Source organism: Pseudomonas fluorescens (assembly GCF_902497625.1).
Taxonomy (GTDB): Bacteria; Pseudomonadota; Gammaproteobacteria; order Pseudomonadales; family Pseudomonadaceae; genus Aquipseudomonas; species Aquipseudomonas fluorescens_BQ.
This window is the reverse complement of the sequence record NZ_CABVGX010000044.1, coordinates 14,364-38,488: the sequence shown is the minus strand read 5'-3', so window position 1 is coordinate 38,488 and position 24,125 is coordinate 14,364. Positions and strand designations below refer to the sequence as shown.

Here is a 24,125-nt window from a genome sequence, read left to right as displayed (position 1 = left end):
GGTCAGGCCACGAGGCTTGTCTGCAGGCAATTGCAGTTGCCCGTCATACCCGTTCAGCCGCGCTTTCCAGTACTCGGCCTGACGCGCCAGTACGCCTTGATGCTGCAGTGCCTGCTGCCACAGCGCGAAGTCGGAATATTGCACCTCCAGCGCTGGCAGCGCAGTCGTGTCACCGACCTTGCGGCGGTCATAAATCTGCACCAGTTCGTTGATCAGCACGCCCATCGACCAACCGTCGGAGATGATGTGGTGCATTGCATACAGCATCACATGTTCGGTCGGGCCCAAGTGCAGGATCCGCCCGCGCAACAGCGGCGCCTGCTCCATGGCAATCGGCGTGCGCGCGTTGTCCAGCGCGGCTTGCGCCACGTGTTCTTCCTGGGCACTGCGCGACAGCCCGGACAAATCAATCAGCGGAAAATCCAGTTCGACCTGTTCGGCGATCAGCGCAATCGGGTTACCTTCATCGTCCTGGGTGTAGGCAGTGCGCAACACTTCATGACGGCACACCACTTCGGCGAAGCTGCTGATCAGCCGTTCCACCGACAGTTCGCCGCGCAAGCGCAACGCCATCGGCATGCCGTAAGCCGAGGTGCCGCCGGACAGTTGTTCGGCGATCCACAACCGGCGCTGCACCAGCGACAACGGCGCGCTGTGGCGGGAGCCGTGAGCCTTGAGTGCCACACCGTGAGCGTTTGACTCAGGCGTGCCCTGCTGTTGCGCGATCCATGCCGCCAGGTCCTTCAGGCGCGGATGGCTGAACACGTCACGCAGGCTCAGCGCAGCAGTGGTGAGTTTGCGCAGGCGTGATACCACTTGCGTGGCCAACAACGAATGCCCACCCAATTCGAAAAAGTGGTCGTCGCGACCCACCTGATCCAGCTCCAGCACCTCCTGCCAGACCGCGGCGATCTGCTGCTCCAAAGCGCCTTGAGGCGCAACGAAGTCCAGCGCCACAAGGCTGGCATCGACGCCCGGCAAGGCCTTGCGATCGATCTTGCCATTCGGGCTCAGCGGCAAGCGCTCGAGGAACAGCACATGCGCCGGCACCATGTAGTCCGGCAAACCAGCCTTCAACCGCGTTTTGATGTCATCGCGCAATGCCGCCAGCGTGGACGCATCACCGCCGATGTGCGCAGGATCATCGAACACCACATACGCGACGAGTTGCTGACTGACCGCGCCTGGTTGCGCCACCACCAGCGCCTGACGCACTGCTGGCATCTGCAGCAGATGGCTTTCGATCTCGCCGAGTTCGATACGGAACCCGCGGATTTTCACTTGATGGTCCATGCGCCCGACGTACTCGATCACCCCGTCGATGCGGTAGCGCGCCAGGTCACCCGTGCGGTACACGCGACCACCGCCCAACGGGTCGAACGGGTCGGGAATGAACCGCTCGGCCGTCAGCTCCGGCCGCTGGAAGTAACCGCGGGCGAGCAAGTCACCGCCGATGACCAGTTCCCCGACCACCCCGACGGGAGCCGGTTGGCCCTGCGAGTCGAGCACATGGATGGCCCGGCCGGGCAAGGCGCGACCTATCGGCATGGTCACTGGCAGGGCGCTCTGGCCGGTCACGTAACCGCTGCAATCGAGCAGCGTGGCGCTGACCGTTGTCTCGGTCGGGCCGTAGGTGTTCAACAGGCGCACATGTCCCAGGCCGGCCTTGCCCCAGGCGGCCACACCCTCCCGCGGCATGGCTTCGCCGCCGACAATCACCTGACGCAGCGACCCATAATCGCGCAGCCCGGCGGCGGCAAAATCCTTGGCCAGCATGTTCCAGTAGGCCGTGGTCAGGTCGCTGACGGTAAATTGTTTGTCGAGCAATTCGCGATACCAGGTCTCGCTGTCCCAGATGTCCGGCCCGCGCAACACCACCGACGCGCCGCAAATCAGCGCCGGGTAAAGCTGCTCGACAAAGGCATCGAAGTTGAACGTGGCGAATTGCAGGGAACGGTCGTGCGCGGTCAGGCCAAGGAAGTCCAGCGCCACTTGCGCGTGACGGGCCAGCGCCGATTGGGTGATGCCGACGCCTTTCGGGCGCCCGGTGGAACCCGACGTGAACATCACATACGCGAGGTTTTGCGGTCCGCTGTGCGCAGGCAAATTATCGGAGAACGCCGGATAAGCCAGTTGATCCAGGCTCAGCACGCTCACGTCTGCCGTACGTGGCAACGCTGGGGCGAGATGACTTTGCGTCAGCAGCACTCGCAGGCCACTGTCTTCAATCATGGCGCGCAAACGCTCGGGCGGGTATTCGGGGTCCAGCGGCACGTAAGCGCCGCCGGCCTTGAGCACCGCCAGCAGGCTAATGATCATCTGCGGCGAACGCTCGACCGCAATGCCCACCAGCACTTCAGGACCGACACCGTGTTGCAGCAACACATGGGCGAGCTGGTTGGCCTGGGCATTGAGCTGCGCATAACTCAGGCGTTGTTCGTTGAAGATCAGCGCTAACGCGTCTGGCGTACGTTCGGCTTGCTGCTCAAACAGACGATGAACACAGGTGTCATCGGCCGGCAGCGCCAGCGGCTTGCGAACAGGGCTGACGATCAGCGCCAGATCACCGGCGCAACTGGCCTCAGGTGCTGACGCCATTTGCACTAGCAAGTGCGCGAGGTGCCCGGCCAGTTGCTTGATCGCGGCCTCATCGAACTGCTGACGGTCGTAACTCATTTGAAACGACAACTCGGCGCCGACGTTGACCGCCAGGGTCAACGGGTAGTTGGTTTGCTCGAAATGGCCCACGTCACCGAAGCGCAGGTCTTGCGGCGAACCCTGTTGCAAGGCCTCGGAGATCGGGTAATTTTCGAACACCAGAATGTTGTCGAACAGGGCCTGGCCACCCTGCCCGGCCCAACGCTGAATGTCGAACAGCGGCGTATGTTCCTGCTCACGCAAGGCCAGGTTCTGCGCCTGCACCTGCTGCAACCACTGCGCCAGCGGCTGCTCGGCACGCGGGCTGGCGATCACCGGCAACGTGTTGATGAACAGGCCGATCTGCTGCTCGACCCCGCTCAGTTGTGCCGGCCGACCGGAGACTGTGGCGCCGAAACTGACGGTGTCCAGGCCCGTGTAGCGCTGCAACAAGAGCAGCCAGGCCGCTTGCACCATCGTGTTGAGGGTGACTTTCTGCTCCCGTGCACAACCGTTGAGCCGGGCGGTCTGCGCAGGGTCGAGCGTCAGGAAGTGTTCGCCCTGAGCGGCGTTGCCTGCTTCGCTGCCGGTCCACACCAGCGCCCTGGCCAGCCGGGTCGGTTCCTCGAAAGCTGCCAACTGGCCCTTCCAGAAATCTTCGCTGACCTGCGCGTCTTGCCGGGACAGCCAGTCGATGTAATCGCGATAACGCCCCGCCGTGCTCGCGGGTGTCTGGCCGCTGTAGCGTTGCAACACTTCGCCCAACAGCTGCGAGTTGCTCCAGCCATCCATCAAAATGTGGTGGCTGGTGTAGATCAGGTGAAAGCGATCGGTATCCAGACGCACCACGGTCAGGTTCAGCAAGGGTGCGCTCGCAAGGTCAAAACCCTGCTGGCGCTGCGCGTCCGCCAGTTCGCTGAGCGCAAGGGCGACATCGCTGTGGGAGCGCCAGTCATGGAACGTGAACGGCACAGCCAGTTGCTTGTGAATCACCTGCAAAGGACGCTTGAACTCACCGTCCCAGAGAAAACTGCTGCGCAGCACCTCGTGCGCCTCCACCGCCGCTTGCCAGGCCTGGCGGAAGCGTTCGACGTGCAGCCCTTCAACGTCCACGCACATCTGATTGACGTAGTCGCCGGCCTGCTGTTCGTAGAGAGAATGGAACAGCATCCCTTGTTGCATGGGCGACAACGGATAGATGTCCGCAATCTGCCGCGAGGCGACCGGGACGCTGTCGAGCTGGGCCTGGTTCAGGCCGGCCAGCGGGAAGTCCGAAGGCGTCAGCCCTTGCGTGCCCGGGGTCACACAGTGGGCGATCAGCGCGGCAAGTTCTGCGGCGTAGTCTTGAGCCAGGCGTTCAATGGTCGCAATGTCGAAACGTTCGCGACTGAAACTCCAGCCGATGCTCAACTCACCGCCGTACACCTGACCATTGAGGGTCAGCCAGTTGCCCATGGGTGCATCGAGGCTCTGGTCGAGCCCGGCATTGTCCTGCGCCGGGGTGAAGAGCGCGGCGTCATCGCCAGCGAAACTGCCGTCGAACTGGCCGAGGTAGTTGAAGGTGATCCGAGGGCTCGGCAGTGCGCGCAGCGATTGCTGTACCTGCTCGTCGCCCAGGTGACGCAAGGCACCGAAGCCGATGCCTTTGTTGGGGATCGAACGCAGTTGCTCCTTGATCTGCTTGATCGCGTCGCCAGGGTCTGCGGCTGCGGTCAGGCGCACCGGGAACAGGCTGGTGAACCAGCCGACCGTACGGGTCAGGTCCACGCCGTCGAACAGTTCTTCGCGGCCGTGGCCTTCGAGCTGAATCAGCGTCGATGGCTGTCCGGTCCAGCGACCGATCACCCGCGCCAACGCCGTCAGCAACAGGTCGTTGACCTGCGTCCGATAGGCCGCCGGCGCTTCTTGCAGCAATTGCCGCGTCAGCGTCTGGCCGAGACGCGTCTGCGCGTTTACCCGCAGATGATTCTGCTGGCCGGCATCGTCGCGCAGGCACGGCAAGTCGGAGTGCACGTCACTCAGGCAGGCTTGCCAGTACGCCAGTTCCTGTTGCAGTGCCGGGCTGTTGGCGTAGCGCTGCAAATGTTCGCTCCAGTCCTTGAAAGCGCTGGTCTTCGCCGGCAGGCTCAGCGCGCGACCGTCGAGCAATTGCTGATAAGCGTTTTGCAGGTCTTCCAGCAGGATCCGCCACGACACGCCATCCACCACCAGGTGATGGATCACCAGCAACAGACGCTGACTGCCATCGGCCAGGGTCGCCAATACCGCGCGCAGCAGTGGGCCGTGTTGCAGGTCCAGGCTGCGCTGGGCACGGTTGCCCAAGTCTTCAAGGGCCGACGCATCGGCGAGCGTTTCCTGCCACAACAGTGAGTGCTGTTGCGGCGGCTCAATCGGCTGATGCTGTGCCGCCCAGCCCTCGTTCTGTTGGGTGAAGCTCAAGCGCAAGGCATCGTGATGGACCACCAGTGCGCGCAGAACGTGCTCGATTTTTTCCGGGTCGAGGGCTACACGCGGCTTGAGCAGCACCGACTGGTTCCAGTGATGACGCTCGGGAATGTCATCGTCGAAGAACTGCTGCTGGATCGGCAACAGCACTGCCGGCCCGCTCACCGCTTGCTGATCTACAACGGATTCGCTGGTACCGACCTGTGCCACCTGCGCCAGACGCTGCACAGTCTGATGCTGAAACAGGTCTTTGGGGCTCAGGCGAATCCCCAGTTGACGGGCCCGGCTGACCACCTGAATCGAGATGATCGAATCGCCGCCGAGCTCGAAGAAGTTGTCGTGCAGCCCCACTTGCGGCAGCTTCAGGACGTCTTGCCAGATCGCCGCGATGCGCTGTTCAAGATCGCTTTGCGGAGCCTCATACGCCTGCTGTGCCTGGCTGGCGTCCGGAGAAGGCAACGCGCTGCGGTTGAGTTTGCCGTTGCCGGTCAATGGCAACTGCGCCAGCAACAACAGGTGTGCCGGGATCATGTGGTCCGGCAGGGTTTCCTTGAGTGCAACGCGCACAGTGTCTCGCCACTGACTTTGCTCGGTCGGGCTCGCCTCGAGCAATGCCGCGTCGGACGGCACCAGCCACGCCACCAGTTGCTGACCACTGGGGCCCGGCTGGGCGAGGACCACCGCTTGACTCACGTCAGCCTGCTCCAGCAACTGAGCTTCGATTTCGCCGAGCTCGATGCGGAAGCCGCGAATTTTTACTTGATGGTCGATGCGCCCGGTGTACTCGATGACGCCGTCCGCGCGATAACGCGCCAGATCCCCGGTGCGGTACAGGCGGCCGCCGTCCGCTGCGAAAGGGTCCGGGATAAAGCGCAGTGACGTCAGGTCGGCGCGGTTCAGATATCCCCGTGCCAGACCTGCGCGCCCCACGTACAGCTCGCCGATGCAGCCTCTGGCGACCGGGTTCAGATCAGCGTCGAGCAAGTACCACGACAGGTCAGGAATAGGCTCGCCGATCGGGCTGCCCGCCTCCCCTTGCAGGTCGGCCACGGTCAAGGGGCGATAGGTCACGTGGACGGTGGTTTCAGTGATGCCGTACATGTTGATCAGTTGCGGAGCGTGGTCACCGTATCGCTCGAACCAGGGGCGCAGATTTCTGACTTCCAGTGCTTCGCCACCGAACACGACGTAACGCAGGAACAACGACTGCGCGGCATGTTCCGGCGCGCAGGCGACTTGCATCAACTGTTTGAACGCCGATGGCGTCTGATTGAGTACGCTGATGCGTTCCCGGCAGAGCAAGGCATAAAAGTCTTCCGGCGAACGGCTGACTTCGTAAGGCACCACCACCAGTTTGCCGCCGTGCAGCAGCGCGCCGAAAATTTCCCAGACCGAGAAGTCGAACGCGAACGAATGGAACAGGCACCAGACATCCTGCGGACCAAAATCGAACCAGCCTTGCGTTGCTTCAAACAGACGCACTACGTTGTGATGGGCGAGCAAGGTGCCCTTCGGTTGACCGGTGGAGCCGGAGGTGTAGATGACGTAAGCGAGGTTGTCTGGACTCATGCGCACCTGTGGATTGGCGTCGCTGTAGCCCTCGAGGCCAGCGTTTTCATGACTGAGCGTCAGGCTGCGCACCGAGTCCGGCACTGGCAGCCGAACGAGCAGATGGCTCTGGGTCAACAGCAGGCCGATCCCGCTGTCGCTGATCATGTAGGCCAGGCGTTCCTCGGGATAGGACGGGTCCAGCGGCACATAGGCGCCACCGGCCTTGAGGATCGCCAGCAGTCCCACCAGCATCTCGAGGCTGCGCTCGACCGCAAGGCCGACGCGCACGTCCGGGCCGACGCCGCATTCAATCAGCTGATGCGCCAGTGGGTTGGCCCGGGCGTTCAGCTGCGCATAACTGAGGCGCTGGTCACCGCAGGTGACGGCAATGGCGTCGGGCGTTTTCAGGGCCTGGGCTTCGATCAACTGATGCAGGCACTGCTCGCTCGGGAAATCGGCCACGGCCGGGTTCCACTGCAACAGCGTGGCCTGGCGCTCGGCGTGGTCCTGCAACGGCAACTCGGCGATGCGCTGGCCGCAATCAGCAACGATGGCCGTCAGCAGATTCGTCCAATGCGCGGCCATGCGCGCCATGGTTGCGGCGTCGAACAGGTCGGTGGCGTAGGTCAGTTCGGCCCAGACGTTATCGGCCGATTCAAAGGTGTCCAGGGTCAGGTCGAACTTGGCTGTGTGCGACGCCCAGGTCAGCCCGTCGATCTGCAGGTGCGGCAGACGCGCCGCGCTCCGCGCTTGCCGCGCCTGACTCTGGTGGTTGTGCATCACCTGGAACAAAGGACTGTGGCTGAGGCTGCGCTCCGGTTGCAGGGCATCGACCAATTGCTCGAACGGCAGGTCCTGATGCGCCTGAGCGCCGAGCACGGTGTTTTTGACCTGCTGCAACAGGTCGCGGAAGGTTTGCTGGCTGTCGATCTCGGCCTTGAGCACCTGGGTGTTGACGAAGAAGCCGATCAAATTTTCGGTCTCCAGGCGGTTGCGGTTCGCCACCGGCACGCCGACACGAATGTCGGCCTGGCCGCTGTAGCGGTGCAGCAAGGTCTGCAACGAGGCCAGCAACAGCGCGAAGAGTGTGACGTTTTCCCGCTGCGCAAGGTGCTTCAAGGCATGCGTCAGTTCCGCGCTCAGCGGGATGTCCTGACGCGCGCCGCGATAACTTTGCTCGGCCGGACGTGGACGGTCTGCCGGCAGTTCCAGCAACGGCTGCTCGCCACCCAGGTGTGCGGTCCAATAAGCCAGTTGCCGCTCCCGCTCACCGCCGTCCATCCACTGCCGCTGCCACACGGCGTAGTCGGCGTACTGCACAGGGAGGGGTGGCAATTGCCGCGGTTGCCCTGCGCTGAAACCCGTGTAGAGCTCGATCAGCTCATCGACCATCACTTGCATCGACCAGCCATCGGAGACAATGTGGTGCAGCGTCAGCACCAGCACATGGTCGTCGGCGGCCAGCTTGAGCAACCTGACCCGCAACAGCGGGCCTTGCTGCAGATCGAACAGCGTCAGGGTCTCCTCGGCGACCAACGCCTTCAGGCGCTCGGCATCGAGCCCGTCCGCACAGGCCTGCACGACAAGCGCCAGCGGCGCCGGCGCATCGATCTGCTGCAAGGTCTGTTCGTCCCGTTGAATGAAGCGAGTGCGCAGCGATTCGTGGCGGCCGATCAAGGTATCGAAGCTGCGTTGCAACGCCGCGAGATCGAGGCTGCCGCGCAGGCGCAACGCCGCAGGCACATGGTAGGCGTTGCTGGTCGGCTCCAGTTGCCAGAGAAACCACTGGCGTTCCTGCGCATACGACAACGCCATCGGTCCCTGACGTGGCAGCGCCACCAGCGCCGGGTCGGCGTGTGCCGGGGCGACGTCCAGCGCAGCGACGAAATCCTCCAGAGTGCTGTGCTCGAACAGCGTGCGCAGCGGCACCTGCACATTCAAAGCCTGACGCACACGGGAAATCACTTGGGTGACCAGCAAGGAGTGACCGCCCAGTTCGAAGAAGTTGTCCCCCAGCCCGACCTGTTCGAGCTTGAGCACCGCTTGCCAGATCTCGGCGACTTTGTGCTGAGTGGCGGTTTGCGGCGCGATGTAGGTTGATTGCAGCAGGCTGGCGTCGGGCGCCGGCAAAGCCTTGCGGTCGATCTTGCCGTTGGGGGTCAACGGCAACTGCGCGAGGAACAACAGGTGCGCGGGCACCATGTATTCCGGCAACCCGGCCTTGAGGCTGGCCTTGAGCGCGGCGCGCAGCACAGCTTCATCATCATGAACGGCGCCCGCCACCACATAAGCCACAAGTTGCGGTCCGGTCGCGCCATCCTGCGCCGCGACCACGGTTTCACGGACGCTATCGAGTGCCAGCAGGCGTGCTTCGATCTCGCCGAGTTCGATACGAAACCCATGGATTTTCACTTGATGGTCGATCCGGCCGACGTACTCGATCACGCCCTCGGCACGGTAACGGGTCAGGTCGCCGGTGCGGTACAAACGCCCGCCGTTCGCCGAGAACGGATCCGGCACGAAACGTTCGGCGGTCAAGGCCGGGCGCTGGAAATAACCGCGCGCCAGACCTTCGCCGCCGATCAGTAGCTCACCCGCTGCGCCCGGGGGATTGAGTTGCAGATCACTGCCCAGAATGTACAGCGCGGTGTTGTCGATTGGTTTACCGAGGTACGGCTGAGCCTGCGTTTGCGTCAACGGATGCAGCGCCGACCAGATGGTGGTCTCGGTCGGGCCATACAAATTCCATACCTTCGGCGACAGCGCGAGCAGGCGCCGGGCGAGTGCTTGCGGCAGCGCCTCGCCACCACACAGGAACGTGCGCCCGGCGAGGGTCGCGGCCTGCTCGCTGTCGAGCAGCATGCGCCAGGTCGAGGGCGTCGCTTGCAGCACCGTCACGTCGTGGCGCTCGATCAGTTCGAGCACGGCATGCGGGTCTTGATGCTCGTCCTTGCCGGTCAGCACCACGCTGGCACCGGCCAGCAGCGGAGCGTAGATTTCCAGGCCGAAAATATCGAACGAGAACGTGGTCAGCGAGAGCATGCGGTCCGTGGCGTTCAGGCCTGGCTGATCGATCATGCTATCGACGAAATTGCTCAGCCCGGCATGACGCACCATCACGCCTTTCGGCTTGCCGGTCGAGCCCGACGTGTAGATCACGTACGCCAGGTGTTCGCCGTCCAGCGTCAGCGCCGGGCACGTCTGCGGATACCCCGCCAGCCACGCTGGCGGCTGATCGAGCAACAGCGTGTCGAGGCCGACCGGAATCGGTAACTGCGCCTGCAGATGCGACTGGGTCAGCAACAGCGTGAGGCCGCTGTCTTCAATCATGTAGGCCAGGCGATCTTCGGGATACGCCGGATCGAGCGGCACATACGCGCCGCCAGCCTTGAGGATCGCCAGCAGGCCGACGATCATTTCCACGCTGCGCTCGACCGCAATTCCAACCAGCCGATCCGGGCCGACGCCCGCATCGACAAGTTTGTGTGCGAGCTGATTGGCGCGAGCGTCCAGCTGCGCGTAGGTCAGGCGTTGCTCACCGACAATCAGCGCGATGGCCTCCGGCGTACGTTCGGCCTGCGCGGCAATGCGCTGGTGCACGCACGGTGCCTGCGCGCTGCGCTCGATCACGCGGTGCCAATCCTGCAGCATTTCACTCTGCTCGCCACGGTCGAGCAGCGGCAGTTCGCCGATACGCCGGCCTGGATCTGCGACGATGCCTTGCAGCAGGTTTTGCCAATGCCGCGCCAGACGCTCGATGGTCGCCGGCTCGAACAGGTCCGTGGCGTAGGTCAGCTCGGCCGACAACCCGTCGCTCGATTCGTAGGTGCCCAGCGTCAGATCCAATTGCGCCGTGCGCCCTGCCCAGACGATGCTTTCCACGTCCAACTGCGGCAGCTGCACGCGGCTCTGCTGGCGGGTCTGGTCGTCCAGCGCCTGGTGGTTGTACATCACCTGAAACACCGGGCTGTGACTCAGGCTGCGCTCCGGTTGCAACGCTTCGATCAGCTGCTCGAACGGCAAATCCTGATGATCCTGAGCAGCCAGTGCTGATTGCCTGACCTGCGCCAGCAATTGCGTGAACGGCAGCTGCCCGTGAACCCGTGAACTGAGCACCTGGGTGTTAACGAAAAAGCCGATCAGACCTTCGGTTTCCACCCGATTGCGGTTGGCCACCGGCACGCCGACGCGGATGTCCGCCTGGCCGCTGTAGCGATGCAGCAAGGCCTGAAACGAGGCCAACAGGACCATGAACACACTGGCGCCTTCGCGTTGCGCCAGTTGCTTGAGCGAAGTTGCCAGCGCCGGCGGCAGGTTCAGGTCGAGGCGTGCGCCGCGAAAGCTTTGCACAGCCGGGCGCGGATGATCGATCGGCAGCTGCAGAATGCTGTGCTCACTGCCCAGGGTGTCGGTCCAGTAAGCCAGTTGACGCTCGCGCTCGCCGGCTTCGAGCCAGTGCCGCTGCCAGATCGCGTAGTCGGCGTATTGCACCGTCAGCTCGGGCAGATTCAAAGGCTGGCCGGAAGTCTGTGCGACGTAGTGCTGGATCAATTCCTTGACCATTACCTGCATCGACCAGCCATCGGAGATGATGTGGTGCTGGATCAGCGCCAGGACGTGGTCGTCGGCCGCGACCTTGAGCAGCGACACCCGCAGCAGCGGCCCGTGCTGCAAGTCAAAGGCCCGATGGGTTTGCTGCTCGACAAACGCCTTGATCCGCTCATCCTGTAACGCCGGATCGAGCCCCGCGTCGAGAGTTTGCTCATTGATGCTGATCGGCATCTGCCGGTGGATGATCTGGACGGTTTTTTCGTCCTGCTCGGTGAACGTCGTGCGCAAGCTGTCGTGACGTGCCACCAGCGCATTGAAGCTGCGTTCCAGCGCAGCCACATCCAGCTCGCCTTTGAGGCGCAACGCGTTGGGCAAGTGATACGCGGTGCTGTGCGGGTCCATCTGCCAGAGGAACCACTGGCGTTCCTGGGCATAGGACAGCGGGATCGAATCAAACCCGGACTTGACCTCCGGAATCGGCAGGTTCGCCGGCGAGACGCCCTCTTCGAGCATCTTTTGCAGGTACAACGTGCGCTTGTCCAGCGGCAGAGTGATAAAGCGCTTGGCAATTCTCAAAGCAACACTCTTGTCCATTAGACTTCCTCCATTTCGTCAAGCAGGCTTTCCAGCTTGTTGAGTTTCTGTTCGTTGATGGCGCCGCCGTCGCGGTCGAGTCGCGCGACGAAATCCGCCAGCACGGGGTGCTGAAAAATCAGTTGCGGGGTCAGTTTCAGCCCCAACTCCAGTTGCAGCCGCGACACCACATTCACCGCCAGCAGCGAGTGACCGCCGAGCTCGAAGAAGTGGTCGTACACGCCAACCTGCTCAACCATCAGCACTTGCGCCCAGATCGCCGCCACCTGCTGTTCGAGCTCGCTGGCCGGGGCGACATAGCGGGCCTGCATCCGGCTGACATCCACCGCCGGCAGCGCCTTGCGGTCGAGCTTGCCGTTAGGCGTCAATGGCAACTGCGCGATGAACAGCCAATGCGCCGGCACCATGTACTCGGGCAGGCTTTGCTGAAGCTGCGCCTTTAGCTGATCGCGCAAGCGCCGCCGAGCCTGGTCATCGTCGAGCGCCAGGTCCGGCGCAACCACGTAGGCCACCAGTTGCTGAGTACCAAGGGCTTCCTGAGCCAGCACCGCCGCGTCACTGACCATCGGCACTTGCAGCAGCCGCGCTTCGATTTCACTCAGCTCGATGCGCAAGCCGCGGATCTTCACTTGATGGTCGATGCGGCCGCGATATTCGAGCACGCCCCCGGCCTGATAACGCGCAAGGTCGCCGCTGCGGTACAGGCGTTCGCCGTTGCTCGCGAACGGGTTCGGCACATAGCGCTCGGCGGTCATCGCCGGACGATTCAGGTAGCCACGGGTGATGCCCGCACCGGCCAGGTACAGCTCGGCTGAAACGCCTTGCGGCACTGGTTGCAGGTCGGCATCCAGCAGGTAACCGGCGCTGTGTTCCAGCGGCCGGCCGATGTTTGCCGAACCACCGGCGGCGCGGCGCGTCCAGGTTGAATAGGTGGTGTCTTCGGATGGGCCGTACAGGTCGAAAACGTGCTCGACCGTTGGCTGTTCGTAGAGCGTCTCCACCAACGCCTGCTTGAGTGGCTCGCCAGCGAGGTTGATGATGCGCACACTCGGCGGGATCTGCCCGGCACCTTGCAAGGCGTTGATGGCCGACGGCACGGTGTTGATCAAACGCACCTGATCGCGCGCCGGCAGCTGCGGCAACTCCAGCGCATTGCGGGCGATAATCAGCGAGCCACCGTTGGCCAGCGTGACAAACAGCTCCCACACCGACAGGTCGAAGCACACCGACGTCGAGGCCAGCACGCCTTGAATATCGTCGCGACTGTAGACCGATTGCGACCAGTCGATCAGCGCCAGTACGTTGCGGTGTGCGATCGCCACGCCCTTCGGTTGGCCGGTGGAACCGGAGGTGTAAATCACGTAGGCGAGGTTGTCCGGGGTCACCCGAGTCAGTGGCGCGTGGTCCGGATAAGTCGCCCAGGCGCCTGCGGTATCCAGCAGCAGCACTTGCATGTCACTCGCAATCTGCAAGTGCGCGACGACTGCCTGTTCGGTCAGCAACAGTAACGCGCGGCTGTCTTCGAGCATGTAGGCAACCCGCTCGGCCGGGTATTGCGGGTCCAGCGGCACATAGGCGCCGCCGGCCTTGAGCACCGCCAGCAGGGCGACCAGCAACTGTTCGGAACGCTGCATCGCCACGCCGACGCGCACTTCCGGACCTACGCCAGCCTCGACCAACCTGTGCGCCAGGCGGTTGGCCTGCGCGTCGAGCTCGGCGTAACTGAGGTGCCGCGTGCCAAACATCACCGCCCGCGCATCCGGCGTCTCCGCGACCTGGCGGGCGATCAATTGATGGATGCACAGCGTGTCGGCAAAGCCCTCATCGCGGCGATTCCAGTCATGGACGATGCGCTGGTGCTCGGCCTGATCCAGCAGCACCAGGTCCGCGAGGCAGCGCTCACCCCCCTCCAGCATCTGACTCAACAGATGTTGCAGATGGGTTGCCAGTTGCGTCACGGTCGCCGCTGCGAAATGGCTGCGCTGATAACTGAAATGCAAGGTCAGCTCACGCTCCAGAGCGACCAGCAGGGTCAGCGGGTAGTTGGTCTGTTCGCGGCTGGCCACCGGGCCGAACCGCAGCCCTTGCGGCGCGCCCTGCTCCAGCGCCTGGGCGATTGGGTAGTTCTCGAACACCAGCAGGCTGTCGAACAATGGTTCACCGCCCTGCCCGGCCCACCGCTGTATATCGAACAAAGGCGTGTGCTCGAATTCGCGCAGGGCCACATTTTGCGCCTGCACCGCTTGCAGCCAGCTGTCGAGGGACTGCTGCGCGCGCGGGGTGGCGATCACCGGCAGCGTGTTGATGAACAGACCGATTTGCTGCTCCACGCCCGGCAATTCTGCCGGCCGCCCGGCCACGGTCGCACCGAACGCCACGGTGTCTTTGCCGCTGTAGCGTTGCAGCAACAACAACCACGCCGCCTGCACCAGGGTGTTGAGCGTGACTTTCGAAGACCGCGCGAATTCGCTCAGGCGTGCGGTCAGTTCGGTGTCCAGTACCTGGAAGTAATCGCCATAACCTTCGGCGCCTACTGACGGCGACGGAACGGTTTGCGCCAGGCGCGTCGGCTCCTCCAGCTCGCGCAGGGCCGGCGTCCAGAAGGCTTCGCTGGCAGCGGCATCCTGGCGTTGCAGCCAGTCGATGTAATCGCGATAGCGACCCGTGATCGGCGCATTGAATTCACCGCTGTAGCGCTGCAGCACTTCGCCGAGCAACTGCGAGTTACTCCAGCCGTCCATGAGAATGTGGTGGTTGGTGTAGATCAGGTGATAACGCTGCTCAGCAAGGCGCACGATCACCAGGCGCAACAGGCTTGCATCACTCAGCTGCAGTTGTTGCCGCTCGCTGTCGGCGAGGGCCTGCAGGGCATGCTCCGGCTGCGGATGCGCGCGCAAGTCGTGCAGGCTGCAGGGCATCGGCGCGGTTTTGCTGACCACTTGCACCGGGGTTTGCAAGGCGCCCTGCCAGATGAAGCGCGTGCGCAAAATATCGTGGGCGACGACCGCCGCTTGCCAGGCTTGATGAAAGCGCTCGGGATCAAGGCCTTCGACGTCCAGGCGCATCTGGTTGATGTAATCGCTGCTGGCCTCTTCGTACACCGCATGGAACAGCATGCCCTGCTGCATCGGCGACAGCGGGTAAATGTCTTCGATCAGCTGTGCCGGCAGCGGCAGCTCGTCCAGTTGCGCCTGAGTCAAATGCGCCAGCGGGAAATCCGATGGCGTGATGCCGTGTCGTCCGACCTCGCAGCAGTGGCTGATCAGCGCTTTGAGTTCGTCTGCGTAGGCGTCGGCCAGACGCTGAATGGTCTGTGCATGGAACATTTCCCGGCTGAAGGTCCAGCCCAGATCGAGCTCGCCGCCATAGACCTGGCCATTGAGCGCCAAGTGGTTGGCCAGCGGCGCTTCGGCGTCCAGTTCGTCCCCGGCCGCTTCAGCGGACGGCAGGAACAACGCGCCCGCCGTGTCGGCGAAGCTGCCGTCGAACTGGCCCAGATAATTGAAAGTCATGCGCGGCACCGGCAACTGGCCAAGCGTGGCCCTTGCGTTGTCGTTGCCCAAATGCGCCAGTGCGCCAAAACCAATGCCTTTATTGGGGACGGCGCGCAGCTGTTCCTTGATCTGTTTCAGCGAACCGGCGAGGTCCGCCGTCGGGGTCAATCGCGCCGGGTAGAGGCTGGTGAACCAGCCCACCGTGCGCGTCAGATCGACGTCGTCAAACAGCTCCTCGCGGCCATGGCCTTCCAATTGAACCAACGCGCTGTCGGCGCCGGTCCAGCGTGTGATGACCCGCGCCAGCGCGGTCAGCAGTAAGTCGTTGACCTGCGTGCGATAGGCCGCTGGCGCGTCTTGCAGCAGTTGGCGGGTAAGGTCGCGGTCCAGGCGCGTGCGCACGGTCAGCGCATGCTTGTTCTGCAGGCCACCGCCAGGATTGTCCAGCGGCAAGGCCACGTCGGGGCCCTGCAAGCGCTGTTGCCAATCGGCCAGTTCCGCCTGCAAGGGCGCACTGCGTGCATAGGTTTGCAGACGCTCGGCCCAGACTTTGGCCGCACTGGTTTTCGCTGGCAACTGCAGCGGCTCGCCTGCGGAAAATTGTCGATAGGCGCTTTGCAGGTCGTCAAACAGAATCCGCCACGACACGCCGTCTACGACAAGATGATGGACGATCAGCAGCAGCCGTTGACTGCCATCGTCGAGGTTGGCCAGCAGCGCCCGCAACAGCGGCCCTTGCCGCAGATCGAGGCTGCGTTGCGCGGCATTGGCGATCGCTTCCAGTGCCAGGGCATCGGCCACGTCCACCGACCGGACCAGAGCATCCGTCGCGTTATCCAGCGCGCGGTAACGCGCCTGCCAACCCGCCGCGCCTTCGACGAAGCTCAGGCGCAAGCCGTCGTGGTGGGCGACCAGCGCGCCGAGCGCCTGCTCCAAAATGTCAGCGGCCAGGGTTTGCGTCGGTTTGAGCATCACCGCCTGGTTCCAGTGTTGACGCTCGGGAATTGCCTGCGCGAAAAACACCTGCTGCACTGGCAATAGCGCCAGCTCGCCGGTCACCGGCCCTTGATCGACCCGTTGCAGCTGTTCGCCGACCCGCGCCACCCGCGCCAGCGTCTGAACTGTCTGGTGTTGAAACAGGTCTTTGGGGGTGAAGCGAATGCCGAGTTGACGCGCGCGGCTGACCACCTGAATGGAAATGATCGAATCACCGCCCAGCTCGAAAAAGTTGTCGCTTAAGCCGACCTGCTGAAGCTTCAGCACGTCCTGCCAGATCGCCGCCAGTTGCTGTTGCAGCGCGCTTTGCGGTGCGAGGTAGCTTTGCTGCAACTGGCTGATGTCCGGCATGGGCAGGTTCTTGCGATCGAGTTTGCCGTTGGGCGTCAACGGCAGGCGTTCGAGCACCAGCAAATACGCCGGCACCATGTGCGCGGGCAGCGCGGCCTTGAGCTGCTCACGCAACGACTCGGCGAACGTGGTGCTCACGGTATTCACTGCGTCGGCGACCACATACGCCACCAGTCGCTTGCCACTGCCGGCGCTGCCTTCCTGCGCAACCACCACGGCTTCGCGAACCCCGATCAAGGCTTGCAGGCGCGCTTCGATCTCGCCCAGTTCGATCCGGAAACCGCGGATTTTTACTTGGTTGTCGATGCGGTCCAGGTAGTCGAAGGTGCCGTCGACGCGCTGGCGCACCAGGTCACCGGTGCGGTACAGCAGCCCACCGCTGTGGCTGAACGGATCGGCGACAAAACGCTCGGCGGTCAGTCCCGGGCGGTTCAGGTAACCCCGCGCCAGCCCGCTGCCGCCGAGGTACAACTCACCGGCCATGCCTTGTGGCACCAGGTTCAGATCGGCATCGAGCACGTAGGCGCTGCGGTCGCCGATGCGGCTGCCGATTGGTGCGTACGCGGCACCGCACGGCACCTCGCGGCCGGCCTTCCAGATCAGCGGCGTGACCACGGTTTCGGTCGGGCCGTAGCCGTTGATGATGTAGTCGGGATCGAGCGCACGCTTGACCCGTTCGAAACTGGCCGCCGGCACCGCATCGCCACCGAAGCAGTAGACGCGCACCTTCGGCGGGTTGCCTTCGCGCTCGGCGTGTTCGGCCAGTTGCTGCAGGTACACCGGCGGGAACGCCACCACCGTCACCGCGTGGTCGCGCATGGCGTTGTAGGTCTGTTCCGGGGTCCACAGGCTGTCGTCGCGGATGAGCAGCGACGCGCCGTGGGTCAGGCTGGTCAGCCAGCGTTCGTGGGCACCGTCGAAAGCGAAGGACATGAAGTGGAATTCGCAGTCGCTGTCACGCATTTCGTAGCGCTCGCCGATCGCCTGGCAATGCATCGCCAACGGCCCGTGCGCCACGCTCACCCCTTTCGGGTTGCCAGTGGAGCCCGAGGTGTAAATGACGTAAGCGAGGTTCTGCGGATCGAGCTGTACCTGCGGCGCGCTCTGTGGCTGGTCGTCGAGGTCGACTCGATCCAGTTCGAGCAACGACACCGAGCCCGGCACCGGCAGTTGCGCCACCACCGACGAGTCGGTCAGCAGCAGCGATAATCCGCAATCCTCGATCAGATAGGCCAGCCGTTCGCGCGGGTAACTGGTGTCCAGCGGCACATACGCGCCACCGGCCTTGAGCACCGCCAGTAGCGCGACGATCACGCCTTCACTGCGCGGCAACGCCACACCGACGCGGATTTCCGGGCCGACTCCGCGAGCGATCAGGGCGTGGGCCAATTGGTTGGCGCGCCGATCGATGGTGCCGTAGCTGAAGTGTTCACCGGCAAAAATCACCGCCGTGCGCTCGGGCCGCTGTGCTGCCAGTTCGGCGATGCGCCGGTGCACCGCGACGTTGACCGGGTACGGCTGTGGCTGGTTGGCGGCGGTTTGCCGCGCCACTTCTGCGGCGCTGGTCATGGCAATCTCGCCCAGGCAACGTTCGGCGGATTCACTGAATTGCTGTAGGAAATGCCTCAGGTGCGCGGCGATTTGCTCGATGGCCGACTGCGCGAACAGTGACTGGTCGAAGCTGTAATGCACGGCCAGGGTTTCGCCCAGTGTGACTGCCACGCTCAGCGGGTAATGGGTCTGTTCAAGGTTGGCCACTTCCCCAAACACCACGCCTTGCTCTGAACCTTGCAGCAACGCATGGGCAATCGGGTAGTTCTCGAACACCAGAATGTTGTCGAACAACGCCTCGCCGCTCTGCCCGGCCCAGCGCTGAATATCCGCCAGCGGTGTGTGCTCGAAGTCACGCAGGCCAAGGTTTTGCCCTTGCACTGTTTGCAGCCAGGCAGAAACGCTCTGGTCCGCACGCGGCGTGCCGATGACCGGCAAGGTGTTGATGAACAGACCGACCTGTTGCTCGATGCCGGGCAAGTCCGCCGGACGCCCGGCGACCGTTGCGCCGAATGCCACGGTCTCGTGCCCGGTATAACGCTGCATTAACAGCAGCCACGCCGCTTGCACAAAGGTGTTGAGGGTGACTTTCTGCTGCCGCGCGAACGCCTCAAGGATTTGCGTAAAACTTGGATCAAAGGTCTGAACGTAATCGCCGTGACCGCTCAGTGTGGCGTTGCCGGCCAGCACTTGGGCCAGTCGCGTCGGCTCTTGCAGTGGCCCCAGTTGCTCGCGCCAGAAATCCTCGCTTGCCTGCGCATCCTGGCGTTGCAGCCAGCCGATGTAATCGGCATAGCGCCCGCCCGCGTTCGGCGGGGTGTGGCCGCTGTAACGTTGCAACACTTCGCCGAGCACCTGCGAATTGCTCCAGCCATCCAGCAGAATGTGGTGATGGGTGTAGACCAGATGCCAGGCATTCTCGGCAGTCTGCACCAGCACCAGGCGCAGCAACGGTGCTCGACTGAGATCGAAACCCTGTTGGCGTTCCGCATCGGCCAATTCGCTCAGCGCCTGAGCCATGTTGCAGCGTCCGCGCCAGTCGAGCACGCTGAATGGCAACTGCACCTGCTTGTGGACGATCTGGATGGGCTGTTCAAGCTCGCCCTGCCAGACAAACCCGCTGCGCAGAATGTCCTGCGTATCGACAGTCGCCTGCCACGCCGCACGGAAACGCTCGGGATCGATACCTTGCACGCCGACCCGCAACTGGTTGACGTACTCGCCCGCCGCTTGTTCATACAGGGTGTGGAACAACAGGCCCTGCTGCATCGGCGACAGCGGATAAAGGTCGTCGAGCTGTCCGACCGCGACTGGCAATCCATCGAGTTGCGCCTGAGTGAGGCGCGCCAGCGGGAAGTCTGACGGCGTGGCCTGGCCCGCCGGCGTCGCGCAGCAATGTTCGATCAGAGCTGTGAGTTCTTCTGCGTAGGCGTCGGCCAGTTGCCGCACGGTGGAGTCGGCGAACATCTCGCGACTGAAGCCCCATTGCAGCGACAGTTGACCGCCGTAGACCTGGCTTTCCAGGGTCAGCCGGTTGGCCAGCGGCGCGTCGTCTGCCTGGGCCTGTCCAGCACTTTCCGCCGCCGGCACGAAGAGCGCGTCTTCATCGAACTGACGGTCGAACTGACCGAGGTAGTTGAAGGTGATTTGCGGTGCTGGCAGGCCGGCGAGCAATTCGCGCTGAGCCGGCTCGCCGAGGTAGCGCAACAGGCCGTAGCCGAGGCCTTTGTCGGGAACGGCGCGCAGTTGTTCCTTGATCGATTTGATCGAGTCGGCAGCCTCGGATTGTGGTTGCAAACGCACCGGGAACAGGCTGGTGAACCACCCCACCGTACGGGTCAAATCGACCTCTTGGAACAGGTCTTCGCGGCCATGGCCTTCGAGCAGGATCAGCGTCGAATCGTGCCCGGTCCAACGGCAGATCACCCGCGCCAGCGCGGTCAGGAGTAAGTCGTTGACCTGCGTGCGATAGGCCGCCGGGGCTGCGTGCAGCAGCTGGCGAGTCAATCCGGCGTCCAGTTTCGTTTCGATTTTTTGCCCGTGGCGGTTTTGCAGACTGCCCAGCGGGTTTGCACACGGCAAATCGCGCGCGTCGGCCGCTTGCGCTTGCCAGTACGGCAGTTGCGTGTGCAGCGTGCGCGCATGCTCCGGCAAACGCGCCGCCCAGGTTTGATAAGCGCTGGTCTTCCCGCGTAACTCGACGGCGTTGCCGCGTTCGAGTTGCCCATAGGCGTGCTGGAGATCTTCGAGCAGCACGCGCCACGACACGCCATCCACGGCCAAATGATGGATAACCAGCAACAGGCGCTGGGTGCCGTCATCGAGGCTGACCAGTAACGCACGCAGTAACGGCCCGTTCGCCAGATTCAGACTGCGTTGCGCCTCGTCGCACAGCGTCATGAGTGCTTCGGCCGACAATGCGTGACGCTGCCACAACCCGGACGTATCGACGGGGGCGGCGTAGTGTTGCTGCCAGCCGTCAACGCCTGCGGTGAAGCGCAGGCGCAAGGCGTCGTGATGATTGAGCACGGCGACCAGCGCGGACTCCAGCGCTTCAGGCTTGAGCGGCGTGCGCGGGGTCAGTAAAAGGGATTGATTCCAGTGCTGCGGTTGCGCGATGGCTTGCTCGAAAAAATAGTGCTGAACCGGCGTGAGCATCACTTCACCGCTGACCGGACCTTGGTCGATGCAGCTTTGATCATCGAACGCTGCTACCAACGCGAGGCTGCGCACAGTCTGGTACTGGAACAGGTCGCGCGGGCTCACGCGGATGCCGGACTGACGCGCGCGGCTGACCACCTGAATCGAAATGATCGAATCGCCGCCCAGCTCAAAAAAATTGTCATTGAGGCCCACGCGCTCCAGACCGAGAACGTCTTGCCAGATCTGCGCCAGCACCGTCTGCATCGCATCCTGCGGCGCGACGAACGCTTGCTGCGCCGCCGCTTCCGGTTGCGGCAGGGCCATGCGATCGAGTTTGCCGTTGGCCGTGACCGGCAAGGCATCCAGCGGGATCAGGCAGGTGGGCACCATGTATTCCGGCAGGCTACTGAGCAGCCAGGCCTTGAGGGTTTGCGGCCATTGCACCTCGACGTTTTGCAGCACGATGTACGCCACCAGATGTTTGCCACCCTGCACCAGCACCACGGCTTCGCGCACCAGCGGGTGTTGCGTCAGGCGGGTTTCGATCTCGCCCAGTTCAATCCGCAACCCGCGCAACTTGACCTGATGATCGAGACGACCGAGGTATTCGATCACCCCATCGGCGCGCTGGCGCACACGGTCGCCTGTGCGATAAAGGCGTGCGCCTTGATGAAACGGGCATGGCACAAAGCGCTCGGCCGTGAGCCCCGGACGACGGTGATAACTGCGCGCCAGCCCGGCACCACCGAGGTACAACTCCCCCGCCACGCCTGCCGGCACCGGCGACAACTGCGCGTCCAGGACGAAGGTGCGCAGGTTGGCAATAGGGCGGCCAATGGGCACGCTGTCGGCGCCCTCGTCAACGCAGGTCCAATGCGTCACGTCGATGGCCGCTTCGGTCGGCCCATACAAGTTGTACAACCCGGCCGCCGGCAGTTTGCCGAATACCTGCAGTTGCGCATCCAGCGGCAAGGCTTCGCCGCTGCAGACGATACGCTTGAGGCTGGTGCAGCTTTCAACGCCGGGTTCGTGGATGAACGCCTGGAGCATCGAGGGCACAAAGTGCACGGTGCTGATTGCGCAGTCGTTGATCAGGCTGATCAGCTGTGCCGGTTCACGATGTGCGCCGGGCGCCGCGACCACCAGACGCGCACCAGTCATCAAGGGCCAGAAGAACTCCCAGACCGATACATCAAAACTGAACGGAGTTTTTTGCAGCACCGAATCGCTGCTATCGAGGCCGTACGCCTGTTGCATCCAGCACAGCCGGTTGACCAGTGCCGCGTGGCTGTTGCCGGCACCTTTGGGCTTGCCGGTGGAGCCAGAGGTGTAAATCACATACGCAAGGTTCAACGGCTGCGTCGACACCGGCGGGCACGCGTCGCTGTAAACGTCCAGCCAGTGCTCGTCCTGATCCAGCGCAATGACCTTGATGCCAGCGCTCGGCAGCGAGCCCAGCAGCGCACGCTGGGTGAGCAACAGGCTGATCGCACTGTCTTCGATCATGTAGGCCAGACGCTCGGCCGGGTACTCCGGGTCCAGCGGCACGTAGGCACCACCGGCTTTGAGAATCGCCAACAGGCCGATGACCATTTCCAGCGAACGCTCGACGGCGATCCCCACCAGCACATCGGGGCCGACACCGTGCTCGCGCAGGTAATGAGCCCATTGATTGCTGCGCGCTTCGAGCTGTGCATAAGTCAGCTGTTGGTCGTCGAATAAAAGCGCCGGCGCGTTCGGAGTGCGCATGACTTGCGCATGGATCAGTTGATGAATGCACTGATCGACCGGGTAGGTCTCGGCGGTGTCGTTCCAGTCATGCACCAGCCTGTGCTGATCAGCACTGGCAAGCATCGCCAGTTCGCCGACGCGCTGATTCGAATCCGCGACAATCGCCTCCAGCAAGCGCGTCCAGTGCTGCGCCATGCGTGCGACGGTCGAGCCGTCGAACAGGTCATTGGCGTAGGTCAGCGCGGCGTGCAAGGTGCCGGCCTTTTCGTAGGTATCCAGCGTCAGGTCGAACTGCGTGGTGCGTCCTTCCCACTCAATGGCGCCCAGTTGCAGACCGGATGCGGTGGTGACTGTGGAAATATCGGCCACCTGCGGCTGGTGGTTGTACATCACCTGGAACAGCGGCGTATGGCTGAGGCTGCGTTCAAGTTTCAGCGCTTCCACCAGGCGCTCGAATGGCAGGTCCTGGTGCGACTGGGCACCAAGCGCCGTTTCCTTGATGGCGCCGAGCAGATCAGCCACGCGGGTCTGACCATCGAGTTGCGTGCGCAGTACCTGAGTGTTGACGAAGAAGCCGATCAAACCTTCGGTTTCGCCGCGATTGCGGTTGGCAATCGGCACGCCGACGCGGATGTCCGTCTGCCCGGTGTAGCGGTGCAACAGCACATTGAAGGCGCCGAGCAGCAACATGAACAGGGTGACGTTGTGCTGCTGGGCAGTGCTGCGCAATTTCCCGGCGAGCGCAGCGTCGATGCCGAATTCATGGCGCGTGCCGCGGTAGCTCGGCATTGCCGGACGCGCATGGTCGGTGGGCAGCTCCAGCACCGGATGCTCGTCGCCCAGGGTTGCCTGCCAGTACTCGAGTTGCCGCGCCTGCTCGCCGGCCTCCAGCCAGCGCCGCTGCCACAGGGCGTAGTCGCTGTACTGGATCGGCAGCGCGGCCAGCTGCGGTTGTTGCCCGGCATCGTGAGCGTCGTAGCAGCGGATGAATTCATCGATCAGCACGTTCATCGACCAGCCGTCAGACACGATGTGATGCAGGGTCAGCAGCAGCACATGTTCCTGCTCGGCCAGCTTGAGCAATTGCACGCGCAACAGCGGTCCGAGCGCCAGATCGAAGGGCCGCAGTGATTGCTGTTGCGCCGCGTCGGCCACCGCGTGTTCACGCCCGGCGACCGGCAGCGCGCTGAAGTCGACCTGCCCGATCTGCAGCGGCGTGCTGGCTGCCACTTGAAGCAGGCTTTCGTCGGGCTGGCGCTGAAAAACCGTGCGCAAGGTTTCGTGACGCGCCACCAGACTGGCGAACGCCTGCTCCAGCGCCGAGTGGTTCAAACGACCCGCAAGGCGCACGGCACCCGGCAAGTTGTAGGCGCCACTGTGCGGGTCCATCTGCCACAGAAACCACATGCGTTGCTGCGCGTAGGACAGTGCGTGACGATCCCCGGCCTCGACGCCTTGAGGAATCGGAAAACGGGCGAAATCCACGCCCTCCTTGTGCAAGGCCGCGAGGAACATCTGGCGCTTTTCCAGGGGCAACCCGATAAACCGGCGAGCAAGTTTCAAGGAGTCTTCAGCATTCAT

At 63.4% G+C, this 24,125-nt stretch carries 2 protein-coding genes (1 of these 2 only partly in view); both read right to left on the bottom strand.

From position 1 onward, the window contains the following. Positions 1–11,778 carry the 5' portion of a non-ribosomal peptide synthase/polyketide synthase gene (locus F8N12_RS21985; protein ID WP_150582267.1) on the bottom strand. 1,791 nt of this gene lie to the left of the window's left edge, so only the first 11,778 of its 13,569 coding nucleotides appear in the window; its start codon is at positions 11,776–11,778; its stop codon lies off the left edge, out of view. Next, the gene (locus F8N12_RS21980; protein WP_150582266.1) at positions 11,778–24,125 is read right to left on the bottom strand and encodes a non-ribosomal peptide synthase/polyketide synthase; all 12,348 of its coding nucleotides are present in this window, start codon (positions 24,123–24,125) and stop codon (positions 11,778–11,780) included. Before F8N12_RS21980 ends, F8N12_RS21985 begins: the two co-directional genes overlap by 1 nt.

Excerpts from the sequence above, each read along its gene's own strand:
- F8N12_RS21980 (WP_150582266.1), bottom strand. The coding sequence starts at position 24,125 with ATGAATGCTGAAGACTCCTTGAAACTTGCTCGCCGGTTTATCGGGTTG.